This is a genomic window from Exiguobacterium sp. KJ 601, assembly GCF_027161185.1.
GTDB classification, from domain to species: Bacteria; Bacillota; Bacilli; order Exiguobacteriales; family Exiguobacteriaceae; genus Exiguobacterium; species Exiguobacterium profundum.
Map to the genome: position 1 here is coordinate 80,965 of NZ_JADHZG010000004.1, position 20,891 is coordinate 101,855.

A 20,891-nucleotide genomic window follows, 5' to 3' on the forward strand; every position below is an offset into this window, starting at 1 on the left:
ATGGCTTTCATCGAGGAGTCGCTACAAGAACCGAGACGCACGGGCACCTGGCTCGACGAACAGGACGTGGTCGAGAAACGGAAGGTCAAAGACAAGGTCGTCGTCAAACCGACGGTCGCCGAACTGATGCCGATCGTCGACATCACCGGGAATGATGCATTCGAGATGCGGGATGGGACGTATCTTGATATGGTCCAGCTCACCTCGAAGGACATCTACTCCTTGAACGAGGAGGAAAAAGACCATGATGTGTTCTCGCTCGCCTATCTCCTGCAGGCGTACACGCATCCGCTCAAGGTCGTGCCACTGAACACACCGCTCAGTCTCGAGCGGCAGAAAATCAGCATCGAACGTCAGATTCGACAAAATCAGACACCGGCCTACCTGCCCTTTTTACTCAAGAAGAAGCAGGAGCTAGAATACCTCGAGGAGCATCGCACCAATCGCGATTATCTCCTCTTTTTTTATGCCGACGACGAGCGGACGCTACGCGAGCGGAAGACACATCTCTATAAACTGCTCCGCCGCTCGAACCCAATGCGCGAACTGACACTCGATCAGAAGATCCATGTGCTCTATCAGCTGAACAATCCGAACACGAAACCGCAACTCGATGCCTGAAGAAAGGAGTGACGCGCATGTGGCAGCGCCTGCGTGAGCGAATGGCCAAACAACAGGACCCGGAGACCATAAAAATCGAGAAAGGCTACAATCCCGAATTTATCGGCAAAGTCCAGCCGCAGGGCGGCATTAAGTTCGACGCCAACTTCGTCCGGCTAGGGGACGGCTATCTGTCGTGCCTCCATGTCTACAAATATCAGTCGCTCGTCTATGACTACTGGCTCGAACCGATCCTGAATATGCCGGGCGTTTTGACGACACTCGACATCGGGACGGCCGACAAGCGTGAAATCATCCAGACCATCAACAAGTCGATGGCCGAACAGAACACACGCTTCGAGAACGCGAAGGACAACATCGACCGCATCGACGCCCGGGAGACGTACAAGGAACTGAACGAGCTCTACGAACAGATCACCCAGGGCGAGACGATGAAATATTTGCATCTTCGTCTCTATGTGAAAGCGAAGACGCTCGACGCGCTCGAGGTGAAAGTACAGGAAGTGATGGAAGAACTCGAGGCCCGGAATTTCCGCTCGACAATCTTCCTGAACGAACAGGAATGGGAATGGCAGAGCCTGTTCACGAACTATGACCAGCAACAAATGCTCCCGAACCGGCGCCGTGGGAAAGAGATCCCTTCCCTCTCCATCGCCGGCGGCTATCCGTTCCACTTCACGTCGCTACAGGACGCGACCGGCACGTATTACGGGACGACCGACACGAACGGCAGCGTCATCTTCGACCTGTTCCATAAGGACAAACAGCGCAAGTTCTATAACGCGCTCATGATCGGCAAGATGGGATCCGGGAAATCGACGCTCCTCAAGAAAACGGTGCTCGACCAGGCGATCAAGGGGAACAAGATCCGCATCCTCGACGTCACGGGCGAGTTCTCCGACCTCGTGCGTCAGCTCGATGGGAAAGAGATCGCGCTCGACGGGTCGGCCGGTCTCATCAACCCGCTCCATGTCTATAAGACCGTGACCAACAACGACGGCAGCGCCAACGAGGCACTCTCGTTCATGCAACATCTCTCAAAGATGGCCGTGTTCTATCACTACATCAACCCGGCGGCGACGCAGGAAGAGACGAACGAGTTCGAGATTTTACTTCGCGATTTATATGTACGACACGGGCTCTGGGACGAACAGGGTGAACTGCCAATCACGACGCATCCGGCGAACCGGTACCCGACGTTCTCCGACTTCTTGCATCTCGTGCGTCGTGAGCTCTATACGGACGAAACGCGCACCTCGATCAAGGAGGCGATTAGCCCGAATCGGGTCCGGCGTCTCGAGAACATCGAGCTCGCCGTCACGAACCTCGTCCATAACTACGGCAACATCTTCGACGGGCACTCCTCGATTGACCGGTTCGACGAAGAACTCATCGTTTCGTTCCCGCTCCGGAACCTGACGAGCCTACGCGACGAGGTGTTCCAGGCGCAGGTGTTCTCCTTGATGAACATGCTGTGGGACGGGATGATCGCCAACGGATTGAGTCAACTGAAAGCCTACAACCAGGGCGTGCTCCGGACCGAAGAGGCATGCAAGTACCTCATCGTCATCGACGAGGCGCACCACTTGATCAACACGCGCGACATCGCGCAACCGGCCATCCTGTATCTGCAACGCTGCATGCGTGAGGCGCGCAAGTACTTCGGTGGCATCTTCTTCGTGTCGCACTTGATCACCGACTTCGTGCCGGCCGGATCGAAGTCCGAGAATGCCGAGAACGTCAAGTCGCTCTTCCAATTGACGCAATACAAAATCATCGGCGAACAGGACGCAGAGAGCATCCCGATTATCCAGACGGTGTTTGATGGCCAACTTTCGAATTCTGAGATGCGCATCATCCCCTCGCTCGAGACGGGGCGTGTCGTCCTCAGCATGTCGGGCGTGCAGAACCTCATCTTTGACGTCGATGTCGCACCCGAAGAACTCGTCTTGTTCGGTGGGGGTGCCTGATGTGGTCGGCCGCGAAACGGACGGCGCGCTTCGCCGTCACAGCGAAATGGCAACTCGCGACGCTCAAGTGGCGACTCATACTGCTCAGCATTGCGGCACTCGTGTTGTTCCTAGTCATCCTCGTCGTCGGAATCCTTGACACGCTCACGGGTGTCCAGAACGAACTACCGACCGACGTCACGTTCGACACGGCGGGCGGTCTTCAAGTGAGCGACCAGGTGCTCCAATATCGAGCCTTGGTCGAATCGGAACTGTCGAAGCACGGACTGGCCGAACAAACGAACCTCGTACTCGCGCTCATGATGCAGGAGAGTGGCGGACGCGGGAACGACCCGATGCAGGCGAGCGAATCGAAGTGTGGACGCATTGGATGCATCACCTCCCCCGAGGAGAGCATTGTCTACGGCGTCGAACATTTCGCCTCCGTCTTCGAACGGGCGAACCGTGACGTGCAGCTCACGTTACAGAGCTACAACTTCGGCGGCGGCTTCATCGATTATGTCCAGGAGAACGGCGGACGCTATTCGAAAGAGCTCGCCATCTCGTTCTCCCAGATGATGTACCAGCGTGTGAAACACACCGGCATCTACCGTTGTCATCGCCCGAGCGCGGTCCAGCACGGCGCCTGTTACGGGGACATCGAGTATGTCGACGCGGTGTTGAAATATCTCGCACCAGTCGCCATCGCCGACGGGGTCATCACGAAAGAACTGTTGTCGGGACTACGTTCCCCACTCGCCATCCCGCTCAACGTGACATCGCTTTTCGGCTGGCGCGTCGTCTTCGGACAACGGGACAACCACACCGGCATCGACTTCAGTTGCACCCCGTCCGATACGATCCACGCAGTCAAAAGCGGCACCGTCATCTATAGCGGGAACCGTGGACCGTACGGAAATCTCGTCCAGGTCCAACATGACGACTACATCACGGCGTATGCGCACCTGAGTCGTCTCGGCGTCCAAACGGGTCAACAGATTGAAGCCGGACAGGCGCTCGGGTACTGCGGCACGACCGGCCAATCGAGCGGGAACCACTTGCATTTCGAGATCAAGACGAGCGAATGGTCCGGACATATCGACCCCGGCCCGGTCTTCGGTTTTTGAGTCATGCACGTATGGAAAGGAGGAGAAAGGATGAACTTCACCGCACGTCACCTCGCCTATCTGTTCGGGGTGCTACTCCTGATTTCGCTCGCGGCGAACATCTTTTTCTATCAAGAAATGACGGCTGTCACGAGCACTTCAGACGCGAGTGAGACACAAAACGAGAGCATCATTCCCTCTAAGTCAGTCACTTTTGAAGATACGCCGTCGGACACTGAACAAGTCGTCGCATCAACAGAGACCGAACGGATGAAAGAGCTGACAACACGCGCGACGCGCTTCGTCGAGTACGCCTTCACCATCTCGAAGGACAGTTATACGACCCAGAAGCGACAGGCGAAAGACGTCATGTCGGATGATCTCGCGGCCACGCTCTTCGCCGCTGACGGCATTGATGTCGGCACGTTCGAGACGACCGTCCGCGACGTCGAGGTGTTCCCTTCTGTCTCCGGAGAAGATTGTCTCGTGCGATTCGAACAGGACCTGTTGATTACCGAGACGGGTTATGAAGAGACGACGCAAGAGCTGTTGGCCTTGACGTTCGAGTCCATCAATGGACATCTGGTCGTCACCGAGATGGAAGACCTGACACCGGAAGGAGGGATTTAGATGCGACCAAAAACGCGACGACGTCTCACCCAGAACGTCTTCCGACTCTACCTCGGACTCGGCATATTCTTCGTCATCGGCTTTCTCTTCTTCGGCACCTCGTCGTTCTTCTTCGCCGAGGAGGCACCGGTCAATGAGACGCCGATCAACGAGGCAATCCGTCTCTCGAACGGGGAGACCGTGACGCTCCACGCGTCCAGTTACGATATGGAGACGAAGACAATGCGCATCCGACTCTCGCTCGATGAAGCACCAGGTAACACGAACGATCATCTCTTCCGCTATGTCTATAAGGCACGTCCGGATTCCGAGAAGGAAGTCATGGTGCTGTATGACCGGAACGATCAATACGTGCTCGAATTGGCTGACGTGCCGAACGACTTCAACCAGCTCGCTATCCGAATCTACGGATTGGATGAGTCACAATCAATCGACACACTCACTCCTGAGGAACGGGAGAACAGTCTGTTGACGTCACTCTATGCCGACCGCCGGACCATCGAACAGGCGAGCCACACCTCATCTGACGAGACAACTTTCACGAGACTATTCGTCGAGGACGAGCTCGCGGAGACCGAACGGCATTTGGAAACAGCACAGCAGTCAGTCGAAGCGCAGCGACAACAAATCAAGCGACTCGACCGTGACAAAGAGGAGCTTGAAGACGAACTCCCCTACCTCTCGCTCGACGAACAGGTCGAACAAGAGAACGAAATTTTCGATCTTGGCCGAAAACGTGATGAGCTCAACCTGGAACTCGAGAAGCTCGAACAATCGGTCGAAGCGCTCGAAGAAAAGCACGACAAGTTGCGTGTTCGGCTCCGGGAACTGTCGATTTAAGTGGCACATTTCGTGCCAAATCGCTGATTTTACTGGCACATTTCGTGCCATTTTCGGACTTTTGGTGATATCACGGAAACCCCAGGCTCTGCCTGGGCTATCACGACAAGTGATAGCAGTTTCCCCTTATGCTCTTTGAACGAACTTTTAGGACGTTGGCAATATGTAGCCCTTAGAAAGGTGGTCAGGCAGATGGATCTGTTACTCCGCGACATCGATCCCGTCATCGTGAAGCAAATTGATGAATGGGCGAAGGAACACAACCGCTCCCGGCAACAATATTTGAAAGAACTGCTTGCCTCCTGGTGCGCGAACGGCATCCAATCAACGCAAGTCGAGCGGCTCGAACGACAGCTCGAAGCAAACACACTCCACCTGAAACGGAGCGCGGACGAGCTCGCCGCGGTGACCCGTTTGTTGAACGAGGTGATGCAGGATGCGTGAGACACCGGGCGTCGTCATCAAGTCGAAGTTCAAGGTGCCGAGCACGAAAAAGAAGTCGCGTCGTTATACGACATACCTCGACTACATCAATCGACCGGACGCGAAAGATAGCCGCGAACAGTTCGAAACATATCACGACTATATGGAAGACGAGACGAAATCGAGCGGTCTGTTCACACGTGAGGACGACCGATTGAATGACGAAAAACGTCGCACCGTCCGCGACATCTTCAAGCATGCACAAGAGAACGGGAGTATCCTCTGGCAAGACGTTATCTCGTTCGACAACACCTGGCTACTAGAGACCGGTGTGCTCCACGACGACCTCGTCGACGAGAGACGGTTGATCCAGGCGACGCGGAACGCGGTCGAGGCGATGCTCCAAAAAGAGAAGATGGTCCATGCCTACTGGACCGGTGCCGTGCATTACAACACCGACAACATCCACGTGCATGTCGCCATCGTCGAGACGAGCCATATACGCGAGCGCGGCAAACGCAAACCGAAATCAATCGAGCTGATGAAGTCGAAGGTCATCCATTCCCTCGCTGACCGGACGAAAGAACAGGAGAAACTGAACGCGTTCATAAGAGACGAACTAGTCGCCCATAAACGGAATAAGAAGATTCAATCGCTCCCGAACCGTGTCCTGCATCCCGACCTCGTCCGTCAATTCAAGGACATCTATGAGCGGTTGCCGGAAGACAAACGACAGTGGCGCTACAACATGAACGGGATGCAGCCGCTCCGGGAATCACTCGACCGTCTGACCGATCACTATATCGATATTCACTTCAAATCAGAGTTCCAGGCCTTCAACGAGCGGCTCGAACAGGAGGTGTCGTTCCATCGTCGCAGTTACGGCGACACGGAGAAGGCCGAGCGGTACCGGACGACAAAGCGACAGGACCTCTACACCCGGATGGGAAATGCCATCCTCTCTGAGATGCGAGACTTGTCAAAAGAACAGACGATAGTTGAGAAAAATAGATCTCCAAAACATCCGGTCCGACGCGCATTCAACCAACAAAAGATATTCAACGAATCACTCTACCGGATCGAGCGGCATATGAACGACGAGTTCGAACACTTAAAGAACCAACGTGCTTTCGAACAGTTGGAACGAGACATCGAATATGGAAAGTGAGGGAGGACGATGGAAGAGTTGAGACAGATCCGTCTTCGATTGAAGCCGGAGACGGTCGCGTATTTGGAAGAGTTCGCCGACGACAAACGCTTCGGCCACCTCGGTCAGGTCATCGACCATATCGCAGACGAGCATAGACAACTGGCCGACGAGAAGTGGGACATGCAGTTCCTCACCCGCTCGATCAGCACGCAGGTCTCCCGTCATATCGAGGAGTTGATCAACGAGCAGGTATCGGCGGAACTCGAGCGGATCCGTCTCGCCGCGAACCGCTCCGACCGTCACGGACTAATCCTGACAGAGCTCCTTCAGGCGCTGATGCAGACCGAGGGCATCGAGGACATCATGACGACGGATCAGTTCAAGCCGACGTTCCTCGAGACGGCGGAACGTATCGTCCAGGAACGCATCGAGCATCAAAAACAGAAGAAGGACACACTAACTTTTGAGAGAGGATGAACCTAATGCGACCACTTGACCGTCCCTTTACGATGGGACAACTGTTGATGCTTCAACCGAAAACCGTCACGGTCCTCATCTATGGAAAGCGGTACGACATTCCGATATCAATATCTGAGCATCAACTTTTAATTACCATCGCGCAAGACGAGATTGTCTTGCTTCCCGTCAATTTCGAGCGGACACAACTGTTACTCGACATCCCGGAATCGTCGCCACAACTTGACCGTGAACTGAACGAGTTTACGGATAGTGATGAATCTGTCACCGACTTGTTGAAGGAAGGAGTCTGACACGATGGCCAAGATGAAGACGAACGAAGAACGGAAGGCCGAGCTCGAAGCATTGACTGAACAAATGGGAAAACAGATCGACAGCTACTTCGAGAGCCCAGAAAAAATCCGGGAACATCTGCAGTTCCTCGGCAAGTTCCATCAATACTCGATGCGAAACGCGATCTTGATCGAGTCCCAATTCCCCGGAGCAGTCGCGGTCGGCTCTTATACGTTCTGGGAGAAACAAGGCGCACAGGTCCAAAAAGGTGAGCATGGCATCAAAGTATTCGTCCCAAATCCCGTGACGTACGCCTTTTACAAAGATGAATGGGTACCACTCAGCAAGGCACCGAAGCCGATCAAGGACGGCGTGAAACAAGGGCGCATCCCGTCACGCAAGATGATGTACTTCAAGATCGGTCACGTGTTCGAGTACACGCAGACCGATGCGCGAGAGAAAGGGATCGAGGTCTCCGACATCTTCAAACGCTATCACCGGGACGGCGGGTTCGAGAACGAACAAGACATCCGTGACGCCTTGACGACGCTCGCGGATGCCCGGAATGTGACGCTATTGGAGGAACCGCTCGACGAGCTCGGAACGGCGAAGGGTTGTTATTATCCGGAGCTGCATGCGATCGCCTTAAACCCGCGGAACACATCGATCGAGGACATCAACGTCTTGATCCATGAGCTCGCCCACGCTGAGCTACACAACCAAGAGCGGAATCTCGAACGGGATCAACCACTTACCTCACCTGAGAAGGAATTCCAGGCCGAGATGGTCGCCTACGTCGTCTCGCATCAACTCGGGTTCCCGACGGACGATTTCTCGCTCTCCTATCTGGTCGGTTGGACGAAAGACAAGGAACTTTTAGACAAGGAACAATTGTTGCAGGAGGTCCATCAGACATCCGCCACTTTCCTTGACCATATCGAGTCTCATCTCGAGAAGGTGCACACCTTGGAGCAAGATAAGGAACAGACCCCACTCGAATATATCGAGCAGCTAGATCGGCGTATGGGATGGAAAGACACCGACCTGACACTCTACGAACGGGTTCACGCCGTACAAAGTGTGTTTCCCGAAGAGGTGGAGCCCTATCTGAACGCAAAAGCGGCCCTCGAGACGAACCTGAAGGTGGATCGCGTCGATGAGCCGCTCATGTATATTCATGGTAGGGGTCTCGGGTTTCAGCAGTTCGGCATCGCCAATAATCATGACTTCAGTGAAGATCAGCTTGTGGCTTATACAATCGCATTACCGAATCAACCATTGGTCAGTGGTCACTTCATCCCGGAAAGTGCCGTACATCCTTTACACCATCTTGAAAAAACCAATCGTTTGGAGAGACCGGTCCTGAAATCGCTTGAAAATCACTGGCATGACGTGTTGTTAGATGAAGAACAAAAGTCCCTTTCAAGAATTTCATTGTTTAACCTCGAAAGACTCTGGTGACATTCGTGGGTATGATGATTTAAAAATTCATACCCTTTTCAATTTCAGAGGCTGCCATTTTTACCTCATACATTTTGTGCAAGCATATGAGCAGCTGTTTCACGCATATCTTGTAGGTCAGATATCTCTGCGAATTCAGCTACAGTTATTGCGCTGGTTGTTAACAACTCAATTATATGCTCATCCATTCTTGACCATGTTCTTCCGCCTGCATTGTCGTAAGCATCGAGTAACTTTGTCAAACCATCCTTACCAAACAGTAATAGATGTGATAGAAAATCCACAGATGTGTCCGCAATACTAATTTCTGTCCAATCTATCAAACCAGAGACCTCAAAATTCTTATTTATTAGTATGTGGCCAGGGTGTAAATCCCCGTGGCTTACACCTACATGCGATGGCCATAGCGAATCATTCGCCAACCATTCTTGCCAACGCTCCCATAGCTCTGAATTCACATGATACTTCTGTCTCACCTTCTCCATCCGTATCTTCATTGAACTCTTTAAATCTCTAGCATATAGAGTTTTGATACCGATTTCTTTGAAGTGTCGATGTGGTAATGTGTGTAGTTCTGCCAACACTTTACCTAATGACTGATAGTAAGATTGTGGTGTATTCTCTTTGTCAAAACTCCAGATGTAATCTTGTTGCTCTACATCAATTGTTGCAACCGGAACACCATCTAATTGCTTATACGCAATTAGTTCATCATCAAAAATCGACCAATTTGGAACTTGAAAACTCACATGTTCTTCCATAATTTCTAGTGCCATCTTTTCTTTCAAGGCGCTCCTCATCGAATCTAATCTTCGAGGAATTCTTAGTATCCACTTGCTACCAAGCGTATCTTTTGCATAAGCAACCTGAAAATCAACACCCGATTCATTTACCATAATGCTATTCTCTAACACATCTAATCCTTTATTTTTTGCAAGCCGTTTAAATTCGTTCATGATTTGTTCCTCCAATTTTTATGTTGTGCGATAAGCAAGTGAAATGTATGCATTTTTAATACTTTTTCATTTCAATCTTTTCTAATTAGACTTAACTAAATGAAGTCATAAAAAAATCACAGACAAAACGGTGTCTGTGATCAGGAGTAAATGAGCTACAACTAAGAAGCGTCCATTATCAAAAATAAAAGGACACGGCAAAAAGAGTTGTAAATCTGCTATGTTTGTAAGTGTGTGGTTTCTTCGTCAAAGATTGATAAAAATGTGCAGACTACTCCCATTTACTCTGTTTTATGAAAACAGAGCCTTTGAACATATTCAATTAGCCATTGTTCAAAGTGTGGTGGCGTAATCTCCCGGCGTGCATCATTCTTAACAATCCTCCTAGTGAATATTATGCTGTTGACTTTATATCAGTTTTTATTCAATGTCAATCGAGCTTTATATTTAGATAAATTTTTTTGCCGATTTGTCTTTATTAAATACTGATTTGTAAGTTTTAAAAAATATAATCACAAATAATTGATACTCGTTTTTAATCTTCCCAAAGCTCATCCATCAACTCATCAATTTCTTTCGATAATCGTTGCCTTTCCTCTACGTCTACTTCAACTCGTCCATTTTCGTAAAACCACAGCACGTCCCCAGGTTGAACCACGTCAGGGAGCCGTGACTTTGGGATATCCTCCATCACTTCTCCAAATTCGACGACAGCCAGATCTCCTTCAAACCGGTCGATAATCCCTCTGCGTCGCTTCATTTTGACTTCTTCACGGCGTAACTAGAACCGTTCCCCGTGATGATGATTGTGCCGTTCTTGTCTGTGCGAAGTGTGTTCACCTTCTGGCGTTTCAAGTTCGTCACTACTTCGGACGTCGGGTGCCCGTAGCTGTTCTTCCCCACACTGATGATGGCATGCTTCGGTTTGACCGTGTTCAGGAACGTGCTGCTCGTCGATGTCTTGGCACCGTGATGCCCCACCTTTAAGACATCTGCACGGAGCGTCTGTTTCTTCGCCATCATGTCCTTCTCAGAAACGTGTTCCGCGTCTCCCGTGAACAAGAACGTGTTCTTCTTGTACGTGACATGAAGGACTGCACTCCAGTTGTTCAAGTCACTGTTCGAGTAGGATTTGACCGGGCCCACGAACTTCGCACTGACACCTTTGATAGGTAATTTCACTCCGGCCTGTGCCGTTTTGATGGTCTTGCCTTCCCGTTTGACGGCTTGAAGGAAGTCTTTATAGGCCTGGGTCGTATGCTTCACTTTTGGTGCATAGACGTTCTCGACACGATAGGCGTCTAGAATCTCATCCAATCCACCGATATGATCCGCATCCGGATGCGTCGAGATCAATACCTCGATATCGTCGACTTTTTGCTTTTTGAGGTAGGCGACGATAGCATCGCCCTTTCCTTTGTTCCCCCCGTCGATGATGACGTCCTCACCGCTCGGCATCTTGATATAGATAGCATCTCCTTGCCCGACATCGATGTAATGGACTTTGATGCTCGCAGCGGCCGATGCCTCCCCGTATGGCGACACCAATAGCGCTCCACTAAATAGAACGGCACTCCCAATCTTGATCAATTTATTCATTCTCTATCACCTCATATGAATTTATTGTAAAATTATTCAACATAGTCTCATTATAAAATGATATCTGTTAAATAGCTTCAACATTTCACATATCACCATATAAAAAATACATACAGGTTTTTCGCATTAAAGGAGGCGTTTAGCATGTACTTTCGGACACCAAAAGCAGAGAACAGAAGGGAGAAGCCTGTTTTGATCTTTAAAGACGGGGAAGAATTGAAAGAGTGTGCGACGATTCAGGAAGCCGCAAAGTTTTTGAAAGGTCACACCTTCTGTCGCGCCATGCCGTATCGCCCTATCATGAACGGCATCATTTTTGATGAGACCTGGATATATGAGGGAAGTACCTATCGATTCACCACCGACCCTGAAGTGAAGAAACAGAAACTTGATGCTATGCGAAATCAATATCGAGATCGTTTTTGATAGGTATACTTAAAAACTCTATTTAACACATTCATCATTGTAAAAGGGGTGTACACTGACGACTCAGTGTTACATCCCTTCTTAATTTGCTTATATGATTTGTTAACCATACTGGAGAGTTGGACATTTTTAATAAGTGTCCGCTGATTATAGATTGCAAGGCATCACCCTCTTCGCTAAATAAGTTGTGCCTTCACAAATATCATCCAATCGTCTATCATGCTACAACTATCATCTGCTATCCGCTTCATTTTTATACATACCTCTTCTCTTCTTCACCCTGACATGCTCAATCAACGCATGCATGATTTGTTCTTCTTTGATGCCAAAATCCTGATCAAACGGCACCCGCTCCCCTTCGAATAGAAACGCATCGACTAAGTAAAGGACCCGTGGTCTTTTACGCGGTGCGCTGTCCTTGAGACATCGTTCCCAGACGAACTGCCCGAACTCTTTTGAATGACCTCTGTGCTCGATCGCATTTCGTATCATCGTCCGTGTGATTTCAAGATGACCTTCCCATAGCCAACGACCGGCCACTCGATTCCACATCTCGATACGCCCCTGCTCTTTGATCGCTTCTATATCGATTTCGGCATGATACGGCGCTTCATCCTCATTTTTGACGACATCCCTTGCATTTCCTGTCACCGACTCCGGATACAACTCCCACCCGTCAGGCATCCGTTCTTTGATGAACTGTTCGAGCGCCTCCTCACTGATCCGATATCCCTTTTTACGCGACTCGAGCGGCTCTGCCTGGATCACGCCTTTTCGTACCCAGTTGCGGACCGTCTCCTTATGGCTTGTGAGCTTATTCTTCGATAAGATTTCAAATGCTTCGTCAATTGTATACATGGTAAACCTCTTTTTAACACAATGATGATTTTATTAAATAATGCCATAATCATTGTTTTAAAGTAAGCATATTTCTTTTTTTGGCTTCGAATTGATCACAAATTACTGACTGAATCTAACCAAAAACACCATTCGGCCGAATGGTGTTTCTTGTTTCTAAAAATGATTAAACGGTGTACAAAATGTAGAATTAAAGACTTAAACCGTTTAAGATAGATTTTTTATATTCTATCGTTTAGAGATTTTCAATTTTTCCAGACTCTGAAGATGGAAAATCTGCCGAATCAGCTGGCGGTAATGAATTTGTGAGTTCAACTAACTTACTTGCTTCAATGTTACCCGATACAATAATTAATTTGTCAGTATCGTAATAAAATACGAAAGACTCTTTTGAGTTTGAAACAACAAAAGCTTCATTACCATTTTCTAGGCTGATTTCAGTTGTGTCTGAAGGGTTACTGAATGAATAAGCATCCATTCTTGATACCGTAATGACATGTTTTTCATCATAAAAAGCCCATACTTCTCTACTAAGACTATCTTCAGGGATTTGCAAATATTGCACACTAAAGTCATCCATAGGTAACTTTAGACCTTTTGAATCTAAAGTTGAAGATTCATCTACGAAAAATCTCATCAGTCCATTCATTGTCCAATTATGGTCTCGCGTATAGATGAATGTAGCGTAATGATTTTCCCCTTCTGGAGAACGGAAAGTAGTAATTGCATTTTCCCCTAAAATCGTTTCAAAAACTAAATCTTCCTTTTTTGGAAAAAGATGACTACCGTCTTCGAAGTTGACCTTAAATTGTTGTGTAACTGCTTCAGCAGGTGTTAAAGTATTTTCAGAAACCTCAAGCACTTCTGCACTTTTCACTTTTTTATTTGGAATATCAGCATTAGGTGTTGATTCGACTGAAGAATTATCTACTAAGGACTCTGTTTTTTCGATACATCCGACAGTGATACCCAATAGAAGGAGTAATGAGCAAGTGAATAACATTTTAAATTTCATTAGGATCTTATCCCTTCAAAATATAAATTAATAAGGATACTTTGCACTTTTCGCTACGATTGCTTTGTATTTAGGACCTTCAGATGTTAAAGATCTTATATTGCTCTTAGTACATGTTCCTGATAAATAATAATAACTTCCTTTCCAAGTCTCATAGTGACTACCATAATCTATCCATCCCCAGTCTCCTGGTCGAACTGTAACTTTAGTAGCTTCTCCCGTTGTCCATGTATTTCCTACAGTTACATCAATTCCAATTTCTTTTTTCACAACTGCAGTACTAACGCCAGCTGTAATAGACAACTTACCTGAAATAGTAAAGCTACTATCTAGTTTAGACGTTTGCGTTAAATTTGAGCTAGTTTTATTAATTACTCGATGTCCTGACTTACCTAACTTAAATGCGGCTGATGATCTTGTAGCGCTATATTCGTCTCCAGCAACACATGCATAGGCATAAGTACCAAAACCTTTTTTATTTTTATTATTAGATTTTAACTTACTTTCATTTTCTTCTTCCGGGTTCAAGGCTGGATCATACGGTAGTTCAGTAATCCCGTTCTCATTGAAAAAATTACTATATTGTTCCTCAGGGATATCGTAAGTTACACCATCAACGAAATATATAGCTTTTTCTACTTTTCCTTCTTGAGAAAAGTTTGAATCATTTGATTCAGCAAATCCACTTGTAAAGCTTGATAACACAAATACTGAAGTTAATAAAGAAGTGGTGACAAAATGTGATTTCTTAAGATTAATCATACTCATATTCCCCTCGTGTTTTTTTTTGGAAATTAAACCAAAGGAAAAACCCTTTAGATTTTATTACCATATCCAAAATTTTATATCTTTTGAATTTTACTGTAAATGAACCTGAAGTTCTATCTCGTAAACTAAAACCAGGCCATTAGAACTGTTTTTCAAAGAAAAAAATACTCTGATCCTAACTTGAGACATATTCACGCTTTGAACTTTGTTTTACGCTCCGTGCCTCCCGTTAGAAAGGACCAGGAACATAGAGATGCGGCTTATGAGCCAGCAGCTCTTGTTATCGGACCGTCAGGGGGGCAGCGGTGCGATGAGCGACTTCGCCCTAAGGCGTTAGACGCTCACGCATGAGCCCGAATCACCACTCCTTCTCCCATGCCCTGTCTTCAGACACGCCCCAATCCTCAAAGCGATACTTGGTGAGCCAATGGACATGCATCACCTCATATTCGAATACACCTTTGGATAGCTCTGAGACGACGAAACTGACGTCCCCCTTCGCCATCACCCATGTCCCATATAGATATACGCTCTTGATCGGACACTCTTCCGCATCCAGATAGATCACCACGCGGAAGTAAGGCGAGTTCCGTTCTTCATCGAACCGGACGACCTTCTCGACGCAATGTTCCCTGTCGACGACACGTAGCCACTCGGGATGTTCCATCAGTTCCGAGAACACGGTCCGGACGAACGGATCCAATCCATCGAACGCATATTCATCAAGTAGCCGCTCGTCCACCACGTCTCACCCTTTCAGTTTTTATAGACCAATTCCCGATACTTATGCGATTCACGCTTCGTTCAAAGACTCACTAAATAAAAATGTATACATGTATACAAATCTACAAGTATACATGTATACATTTTGAAACAATCAGTTATGTACTTGAAGCGTGTTAGTATTGAAGAAGACCGTCATTTGTTTTAAACGTTCTCCTTCTTTCACCTCACAAAGGATATCCATGCTTACTAACTCGAAGGCTTCAGGATCGATGTCCATCCGTTCAGGAAGTCTTCTAAGCAATACCTCTTTCATCTCTTTGATCGTTTGCTGGTCCAATGTGTGACTCATTTGAATCATCCTCTCCTGTTGATAGCTCAACGATACCTTGAATATGACCGCTCGACATCTCGGCTTGTTTCATATAAGCCCTAGGCTTGTTTGAAACAAGCCCAGGGCTTACGTAGGAAAAACGATCATTTTCACCAAACAAGCACTCATTTTCCATCAATCCAAACATCTCAAATACACATTCATGAAAAGACAGAGCAACGTGACTTCTTTATGCCTTTGACTTCTCACCAAAACCATTTGTTTTCGCCACGCGAAAACATTCCTTTTCCCGGATCCGAATTCTGGATCCAGGCGCGAGCCACGCGAGTCGCCGATCCCGTCAAAGAAAAACGTATGTTTTTCCTCCTTGCCCTTACCGGACGGATTAGGACCGGTCCCCCGGCCCCATTCCATTCAACCCATGTAACCTCGCTGTTTCATGCTGACATATGACTCGTCCGCACCGAGGATGAGATGGTCGAGCACCGGGATGCCGATGAGGTCGCCCGCCTCATGTAACCGTTCGGAGACGAGGATGTCCTCTCGGCTCGGGCTCGCGTCTTATCAAGAGTAAACTATTAAAAATCCATTAAAATCAATACTTTCACTTTGAGAACATGTATTTAAAGTAAATAACAATTAAAGCCTGTATCTTAGTTATCACTTGAGATACAGGCTTTTTATTTATTCGTTCATATAATTAAACAGTTTGCCTAAAAAATCATCGCTAATGGTTAATTGATACTGTTTTTCAACGAGATTTCGAAGTTCCATAACGAGAAGCAAAGAGTTCTTATAGGCTTCATATAGTTCTAATTCATTTAATCGGGCAGTAGTCTTTTTAAACTTTTCATAGTTTTCAGGACTAATTTCTTTTTCAAGATTCTTTGTCATATTAAACCAATTATCGGCATTTTCTTCCGCAATTCGAATGAGTTGTAGTATATTTTTTTGTAATTGAGATAAAAGTTCCAGTGAACGTGCATTTTCCCCTCTTTTAAGAACATTAATCCCCATTAACCATAGGTTGGAAAAATTATTCAATAAAAAATTTACGTTTTCTTCTGTAAGTCTATTTGGTCCCGGACCTTCCAACTCTGATAAATACAATTCTAGTTGTCCTGTTTCATCATAAATAAACATTGCTTTTGTGTCAGGAATGTAGCCTGATTCTTTGAATGAAGGAATAATATTCATTTCGTTTTCGGAAAGGAAATGAAATTCACCACGTATTAGATTTTCAAAAATTACTACTTCCGTACCGTACTCATTTTGATAGAGTAAAGTGTAGGAAGCGACTTCATTTAGCCATTTTGCTGAATCAAAGGTGGAAATTGTATCATCTTTTAGAAAAACGTAATATTCTATATCAGAGTATTGATCTCCCTCTCCTTTTGTAAAAGAGCCATACATCATACAAGCAGATATTCGTTCATCTGACTGGACAAGTTCCTTAACCCTTGCCATTAGTTCCTTTTGTTTTAACAATTCGATTCCTTCTTTCTTTATTTTGATTCAGGGAGAAATAAAAAATCCTCCCAAATAATGTTGGAAGGATTAGTCATGTCACTTTTTAAGGACTCAAATAAAACTATTTAGCCTTTTTAGCTATTCAGTCTTACATTTATTTAGTATATGGAAAAATGGGCAGACTAATCCTAAGTTTTTAAACTGAAATATACTATTTCATTTGTTAAAAATTAGATTAGTTCTTCATTGTCCACCCATCTCTCCTTTCGATTAATAGTATATTAATTTTAACACTTCAAAGTTCAAAGCACAAGTTGGTGAAACTCATAGATTAACTATTCTCTAATGTACAAATCTCCGTATAATTTTTGGATCTGGTTCCTTAATCTTATATTTTCCTCTTCTAATTCCTTTACTCTTGTTTTTAAGGTTTTAATAAGGACTTCTTCAGAACGGGAGCTTTTCTTGGGTTTTGATATTACATTTTCTGTTTTTTGCTGTTTTCGGAGAGATTCAATCCTTTGCCTAATATCATGTTCCTTATAAAGCCATGATTTAGAAACATTAGCTTCCTTTGCAACTGTGTTAAAATTAATAGTCTTACCTTCAAGCGATAGTTTAGAGATAACCTTGTCTACATTTTCTCTAGTCCGCCTGGACTTTTGCTTTGCCAAACGCACAATTTCCTCTGTATTTCGTACCTGTTTAACCATCTAACTAATCCCCTTCAGGCTGCCAATTATTTGCTCTAGTCGCTCTTTAACACGGTTATTAGTCTCTATTTGCCTTTGCCATTGCTTTTCCTTAGCGACTGCCAATAACTCCTCAGTACGATTTAACTGTTCCTCATGCTGCGATAAAAACTGCTTACTTGTACAAAAATGAGTACAATCTAAACAAGCATTGGCGTGTGGACAAGAACCTGCTATTACTGGTAATCGGCAATAACCATTTGGAAGAACTTGTGCATTAATATTTTTCTTGAACCATTGAAGATCAACATCATCGACTTCATTGTCATTATCTAACTCAATTATATCTCCATTATTAGTTACCAGTTTTTCTTTGAATTTTGTAAATTCAGCTTTAAGGGTTTCATCAAAAATATGAGCATATCTGCTTGTCATTTCAGGACTTTCATGACCCAAAAACTTTTGTACAATATGCTGCGGTACTCCGTTATTAATCATTCTTGTTCCTACTGTATGGCGAAAGGCATGGGCATGGAATCTATAAATCTCGCCTGATTTATCGACTATTTTTTGCTCATAAGCTAATTTGTTTAACTCGTCTCTAAATGTTTCTTGTTTTAATGGCGATCCATCTTTTCTTGGAAAGAGGTATTCACTATCTGGAAACTCCCATGAAACTTTATCTTCCCGAACTTTAATCAATAAAGCTACCTCTTTTGATATTGGAACTATATGCTCCTTTTTCATTTTCCATTGATAATACTTTAAAAAGTAATCTCCATCTTTGTCCTCTAATAGACAACCTTTTTTCAAGGTGCACAATTCGCTTATCCTCATCCCACATTCTTGGACTATCATAGTCATCGTAGCTATATATTCGGGTAATTTATCAAGATGACTGTTCAATTGCTCCAGAACGTATTCATCTATAAAACGAACGTTAAGAAGACGTGTTTATTTATCGATTCACATAAAAATGAAAAGGGCTATTTAAAGCCCTTTTCATTTTGCCTACATTGTCTTCTAACTCATCTTTTTATCAATGTTTGTTTTCTGTTAACCTTAATGAGTAAACAAACAAACGAGGGTACTTTATGACAAAAATTGGATATGCACGAGTATCAACCTTTGATCAGAACTTAAACTCGCAGCTAGATGAACTTAAGAAGTGCTTAGATTATTTACGAGAGGGTGATACGCTGGTCATCTGGAAGCTGTGTAGTGCAAAATAAGAGTGCAGAAGTGTGCAACGGAAACGTACACAACTCTGCACTCTTATTTTTGAAAAGAAAAAGGACTTGCCAGCAATAATAATCTCACCCTAACGTTTAAGTTGTGACACAAGAACGTTAGGAGATTGAAGGAATGCTAGCAATGTCCGATATTAATTGTATTAAATTTCTCAGAAACCACAAATCACATTTGATCAATCGAATCGCTATAAATCTAGACCTCAGTTGAAGGACAGTAAAAAAATACGCGGATTCAGATCAATTACCGAGTGAAACCATTCGCCCCAAGAGGGGCATGATGTACGGAACGAAATGCGCGAGATGGAAAACTGAGCAGCTTCCGTTCACGTCTCGAATCTTCAAACCTAATCATATTAGATAAGATGGGATACATCCCTCCCACAAAAGTATCTGCAGAACTTCTATTCCATCTCATCACCGACTGGTACGAGCGAAAGAGCCTAATCATCACATCCAACCTTGAGTTCAGCCAGTGGAATCGTATCTTTGGTGACGCGCGCCTGACGGCGGCACTCGTCTACCGCGTCCATCCATTACGCTTACATATTAAACTTCACAGGTGACAGTTATCATGTCACGCATGTGTTATCGAAACACTAAAACCTAGCTGGAAAAATCCTGTACTTTTCGTTGCATTATTGTGCACATTTGTATTGCAAAATACACTAAAAACATTTCTTGTAAAAATTCATCCTCATTTTTTCTTCAATCGTCGTCAGTTCCCCTAGACCGTCCCGCGAAGATTTCAGACACCCAATCTTTAATTAGATTTCTATCCGCTTCAAATAGTTGTTTCTAGAAACGACTAAACGGCTTGATCCCTTTACACACAAAGGTCTCAAGCCGCCTACATTAGTTGCCCTGTCTACTAGACCGGGAGCAGTTCAAACTAAAAGAGAATGTCTTTTCGTACCTTCCATCTAAACTTTTGTGGAATGAAGCCCGTTAATCTTAAATATTAATTAATACAATTATCGCAACACGAACATTGAAATGTATAAGTCTTCCCCTTCACGAATCAATTGAACTTGGAAAGGGATGTTTTTATATCTTTCTTGTAAGCTAACTTGCCATTGTTGACAAAGGGCCTCTGCAAAAGCTTCAATCTTTTTGTTTTTATCAGAACTGCCTAAGTCGTTTATGTCGTTTATTATAAAAAAGTCTTTAGGTTCGTACAAATTAATCATCTTTTCTATTGAAGACAAATCTGTTCCAAACTCTTCTTTCCAGCCTTTATACGACTCAAGAGATAAACTGTCTTTTAAAAAATAACAACTCTCATGGCAAACTATCTCCGGATTGAAAAATTTTAAAAAGGAGAGAGCATCTTCAATATCATATTTATAATTTACGAAACTCCACCAAGTAAATTTTTCCCCATTAACTTCTCGAAATTCCATAAATTCTTTAATCAAATCGTCAGAAAACACTATATTCACCTTCTTCGAGGGATTTCCCACCTTTTAGCTTTTCGCACTCCATAACCATTATGGAATTTCTGTTTAGTCTTCTTTCTTATTATAATTGTATCTTGGAAATTTAACATTTGGCCTTGGAATTCCACCATGACTTTTCCCAGTTAACCTAACCTCTTTTCTTAACATACCTTTAGAGTCATATGTCGAATACTTATCAAACGTCCCTTGGAATCTCTACTAATCTTTGAAGACAGAGGAATGACATTTTGAACCGGTTTATTTCTACTTTTCTTTGCTAAATATAATGCTTTTTCATATTTATATGCTCGACCAAATCTAACCGCACTATTTAAAGCACTATAAGCAGTGTAGCCCCATTTTTTCCAACCAGTATATCCACGAGATTTGGCTGTTTGATAACCAGTATAAGCACCATATCCAGCCTTAAC

General features: G+C 45.3%; 25 protein-coding genes and 3 pseudogenes. 13 read left to right on the forward strand and 15 right to left on the reverse strand.

Translation table 11 applies throughout. The features are described 5' to 3' along the window. From IRJ25_RS13545 to IRJ25_RS13590, 10 genes are all read left to right on the forward strand, one after another. Complete coding sequence (locus IRJ25_RS13545) at positions 1 to 621, forward strand: hypothetical protein (protein ID WP_269318490.1); 621 nt, start codon at positions 1 to 3, stop codon at positions 619 to 621. Positions 622 to 638: 17 nt separating this feature from the next. Continuing rightward, positions 639 to 2,591, forward strand: coding sequence for a VirB4 family type IV secretion system protein (locus tag IRJ25_RS13550; RefSeq protein WP_269318491.1), 1,953 nt, complete (start codon positions 639 to 641; stop codon positions 2,589 to 2,591). Further along, the gene (locus tag IRJ25_RS13555) at positions 2,591 to 3,697 is read left to right on the forward strand and encodes a lysozyme family protein (protein WP_269318492.1); all 1,107 of its coding nucleotides are present in this window, start codon (positions 2,591 to 2,593) and stop codon (positions 3,695 to 3,697) included. Before IRJ25_RS13550 ends, IRJ25_RS13555 begins: the two co-directional genes overlap by 1 nt. Before the next feature lie 30 nt (positions 3,698 to 3,727). After that, positions 3,728 to 4,306, forward strand: coding sequence for a hypothetical protein (locus tag IRJ25_RS13560; protein WP_269318493.1), 579 nt, complete (start codon positions 3,728 to 3,730; stop codon positions 4,304 to 4,306). Continuing rightward, the gene (locus tag IRJ25_RS13565; protein WP_269318494.1) at positions 4,307 to 5,146 is read left to right on the forward strand and encodes a hypothetical protein; all 840 of its coding nucleotides are present in this window, start codon (positions 4,307 to 4,309) and stop codon (positions 5,144 to 5,146) included. It begins immediately after the preceding gene. A 192-nt stretch (positions 5,147 to 5,338) separates the two neighbouring features. Beyond that, entirely contained in the window at positions 5,339 to 5,590 is a 252-nt protein-coding gene (locus tag IRJ25_RS13570) for a hypothetical protein (RefSeq protein WP_058765879.1), read from the forward strand. After that, the gene (mobP2, locus tag IRJ25_RS13575) at positions 5,583 to 6,737 is read left to right on the forward strand and encodes a MobP2 family relaxase (protein ID WP_269318495.1); all 1,155 of its coding nucleotides are present in this window, start codon (positions 5,583 to 5,585) and stop codon (positions 6,735 to 6,737) included. The genes IRJ25_RS13570 and mobP2 overlap by 8 nt, the downstream gene beginning before the upstream one ends. Before the next feature lie 9 nt (positions 6,738 to 6,746). Then, a complete protein-coding gene (locus tag IRJ25_RS13580; RefSeq protein WP_269318496.1) occupies positions 6,747 to 7,196 on the forward strand; it encodes a hypothetical protein in 450 nt (149 codons plus the stop codon). Positions 7,197 to 7,201: 5 nt separating this feature from the next. Continuing rightward, positions 7,202 to 7,489, forward strand: coding sequence for a hypothetical protein (locus IRJ25_RS13585; protein WP_269318497.1), 288 nt, complete (start codon positions 7,202 to 7,204; stop codon positions 7,487 to 7,489). A gap of 4 nt (positions 7,490 to 7,493) precedes the next feature. Further along, the gene (locus tag IRJ25_RS13590; RefSeq protein WP_269318498.1) at positions 7,494 to 8,930 is read left to right on the forward strand and encodes an ArdC-like ssDNA-binding domain-containing protein; all 1,437 of its coding nucleotides are present in this window, start codon (positions 7,494 to 7,496) and stop codon (positions 8,928 to 8,930) included. A gap of 65 nt (positions 8,931 to 8,995) precedes the next feature. Here IRJ25_RS13590 and mphN read toward each other — a convergent pair whose 3' ends face one another. From mphN to IRJ25_RS13605, 3 genes are all read right to left on the reverse strand, one after another. Next, positions 8,996 to 9,886 carry a macrolide 2'-phosphotransferase MphN gene (gene mphN / locus IRJ25_RS13595; protein WP_214818893.1) on the reverse strand — a complete coding sequence of 297 codons (891 nt, stop codon included), beginning with the start codon at positions 9,884 to 9,886 and terminating at the stop codon, positions 8,996 to 8,998. A gap of 535 nt (positions 9,887 to 10,421) precedes the next feature. Then, on the reverse strand, positions 10,422 to 10,646 hold the full coding sequence (locus tag IRJ25_RS13600) for a DUF3006 domain-containing protein (protein WP_214818891.1): 225 nt from the start codon (positions 10,644 to 10,646) through the stop codon (positions 10,422 to 10,424). Continuing rightward, the gene (locus tag IRJ25_RS13605) at positions 10,643 to 11,485 is read right to left on the reverse strand and encodes a ComEC/Rec2 family competence protein (RefSeq protein WP_214764596.1); all 843 of its coding nucleotides are present in this window, start codon (positions 11,483 to 11,485) and stop codon (positions 10,643 to 10,645) included. Before IRJ25_RS13605 ends, IRJ25_RS13600 begins: the two co-directional genes overlap by 4 nt. A gap of 144 nt (positions 11,486 to 11,629) precedes the next feature. Here IRJ25_RS13605 and IRJ25_RS13610 point away from each other — a divergent pair, with 144 nt between their 5' ends. Continuing rightward, a complete protein-coding gene (locus tag IRJ25_RS13610) occupies positions 11,630 to 11,911 on the forward strand; it encodes a hypothetical protein (protein ID WP_214818889.1) in 282 nt (93 codons plus the stop codon). Between the two features lie 231 nt (positions 11,912 to 12,142). Here the strand turns inward: IRJ25_RS13610 and IRJ25_RS13615 are convergent, their stop codons facing one another. The 9 genes and pseudogenes from IRJ25_RS13615 to IRJ25_RS13655 all read right to left on the reverse strand — a co-directional run. After that, positions 12,143 to 12,769: a helix-turn-helix domain-containing protein gene (locus IRJ25_RS13615; protein ID WP_214818887.1), complete on the reverse strand. Its 627-nt coding sequence runs from the start codon at positions 12,767 to 12,769 to the stop codon at positions 12,143 to 12,145. 235 nt (positions 12,770 to 13,004) lie between these two features. Further along, a complete protein-coding gene (locus IRJ25_RS13620) occupies positions 13,005 to 13,784 on the reverse strand; it encodes a hypothetical protein (RefSeq protein ID WP_269318502.1) in 780 nt (259 codons plus the stop codon). A gap of 27 nt (positions 13,785 to 13,811) precedes the next feature. After that, on the reverse strand, positions 13,812 to 14,546 hold the full coding sequence (locus IRJ25_RS13625; protein ID WP_269318503.1) for a hypothetical protein: 735 nt from the start codon (positions 14,544 to 14,546) through the stop codon (positions 13,812 to 13,814). A gap of 364 nt (positions 14,547 to 14,910) precedes the next feature. Further along, positions 14,911 to 15,294: a hypothetical protein gene (locus IRJ25_RS13630; RefSeq protein ID WP_269318504.1), complete on the reverse strand. Its 384-nt coding sequence runs from the start codon at positions 15,292 to 15,294 to the stop codon at positions 14,911 to 14,913. A 135-nt stretch (positions 15,295 to 15,429) separates the two neighbouring features. Next, positions 15,430 to 15,627, reverse strand: a complete 198-nt coding sequence (locus IRJ25_RS13635; RefSeq protein ID WP_214686153.1) for a hypothetical protein — start codon at positions 15,625 to 15,627, stop codon at positions 15,430 to 15,432. A gap of 396 nt (positions 15,628 to 16,023) precedes the next feature. After that, positions 16,024 to 16,158 (reverse strand): annotated as a pseudogene (locus IRJ25_RS13640) (JAB domain-containing protein); the annotation flags it as partial. 135 nt (positions 16,159 to 16,293) lie between these two features. After that, positions 16,294 to 17,097 (reverse strand): lincosamide nucleotidyltransferase Lnu(G), encoded by an 804-nt coding sequence (gene lnu(G), locus IRJ25_RS13645; RefSeq protein WP_002333496.1) that lies wholly within the window; start codon positions 17,095 to 17,097, stop codon positions 16,294 to 16,296. Between the two features lie 317 nt (positions 17,098 to 17,414). Beyond that, positions 17,415 to 17,792 carry a DUF6262 family protein gene (locus IRJ25_RS13650; protein ID WP_002333497.1) on the reverse strand — a complete coding sequence of 126 codons (378 nt, stop codon included), beginning with the start codon at positions 17,790 to 17,792 and terminating at the stop codon, positions 17,415 to 17,417. Next, positions 17,793 to 18,707, reverse strand: a pseudogene (locus IRJ25_RS13655) (site-specific integrase); the annotation flags it as partial. It lies immediately after the preceding gene. A gap of 158 nt (positions 18,708 to 18,865) precedes the next feature. Here IRJ25_RS13655 and IRJ25_RS13660 point away from each other — a divergent pair. Next, positions 18,866 to 18,988: pseudogene (locus IRJ25_RS13660) on the forward strand (recombinase family protein); the annotation flags it as partial. A 383-nt stretch (positions 18,989 to 19,371) separates the two neighbouring features. Beyond that, positions 19,372 to 19,587, forward strand: a complete 216-nt coding sequence (locus IRJ25_RS13665) for an ATP-binding protein (RefSeq protein ID WP_269318509.1) — start codon at positions 19,372 to 19,374, stop codon at positions 19,585 to 19,587. A gap of 408 nt (positions 19,588 to 19,995) precedes the next feature. Here the strand turns inward: IRJ25_RS13665 and IRJ25_RS13670 are convergent, their stop codons facing one another. The 3 genes from IRJ25_RS13670 to IRJ25_RS13675 all read right to left on the reverse strand — a co-directional run. Further along, positions 19,996 to 20,454, reverse strand: a complete 459-nt coding sequence (locus tag IRJ25_RS13670; RefSeq protein WP_269318505.1) for a hypothetical protein — start codon at positions 20,452 to 20,454, stop codon at positions 19,996 to 19,998. A 72-nt stretch (positions 20,455 to 20,526) separates the two neighbouring features. After that, a complete protein-coding gene (locus IRJ25_RS15225; protein ID WP_441316674.1) occupies positions 20,527 to 20,628 on the reverse strand; it encodes a hypothetical protein in 102 nt (33 codons plus the stop codon). Next, positions 20,622 to 20,891, reverse strand: a 270-nt coding sequence (locus IRJ25_RS13675) for a hypothetical protein (RefSeq protein ID WP_269318506.1), incomplete at its 5' end; no start/stop codon positions are given. The genes IRJ25_RS13675 and IRJ25_RS15225, both read right to left, overlap by 7 nt.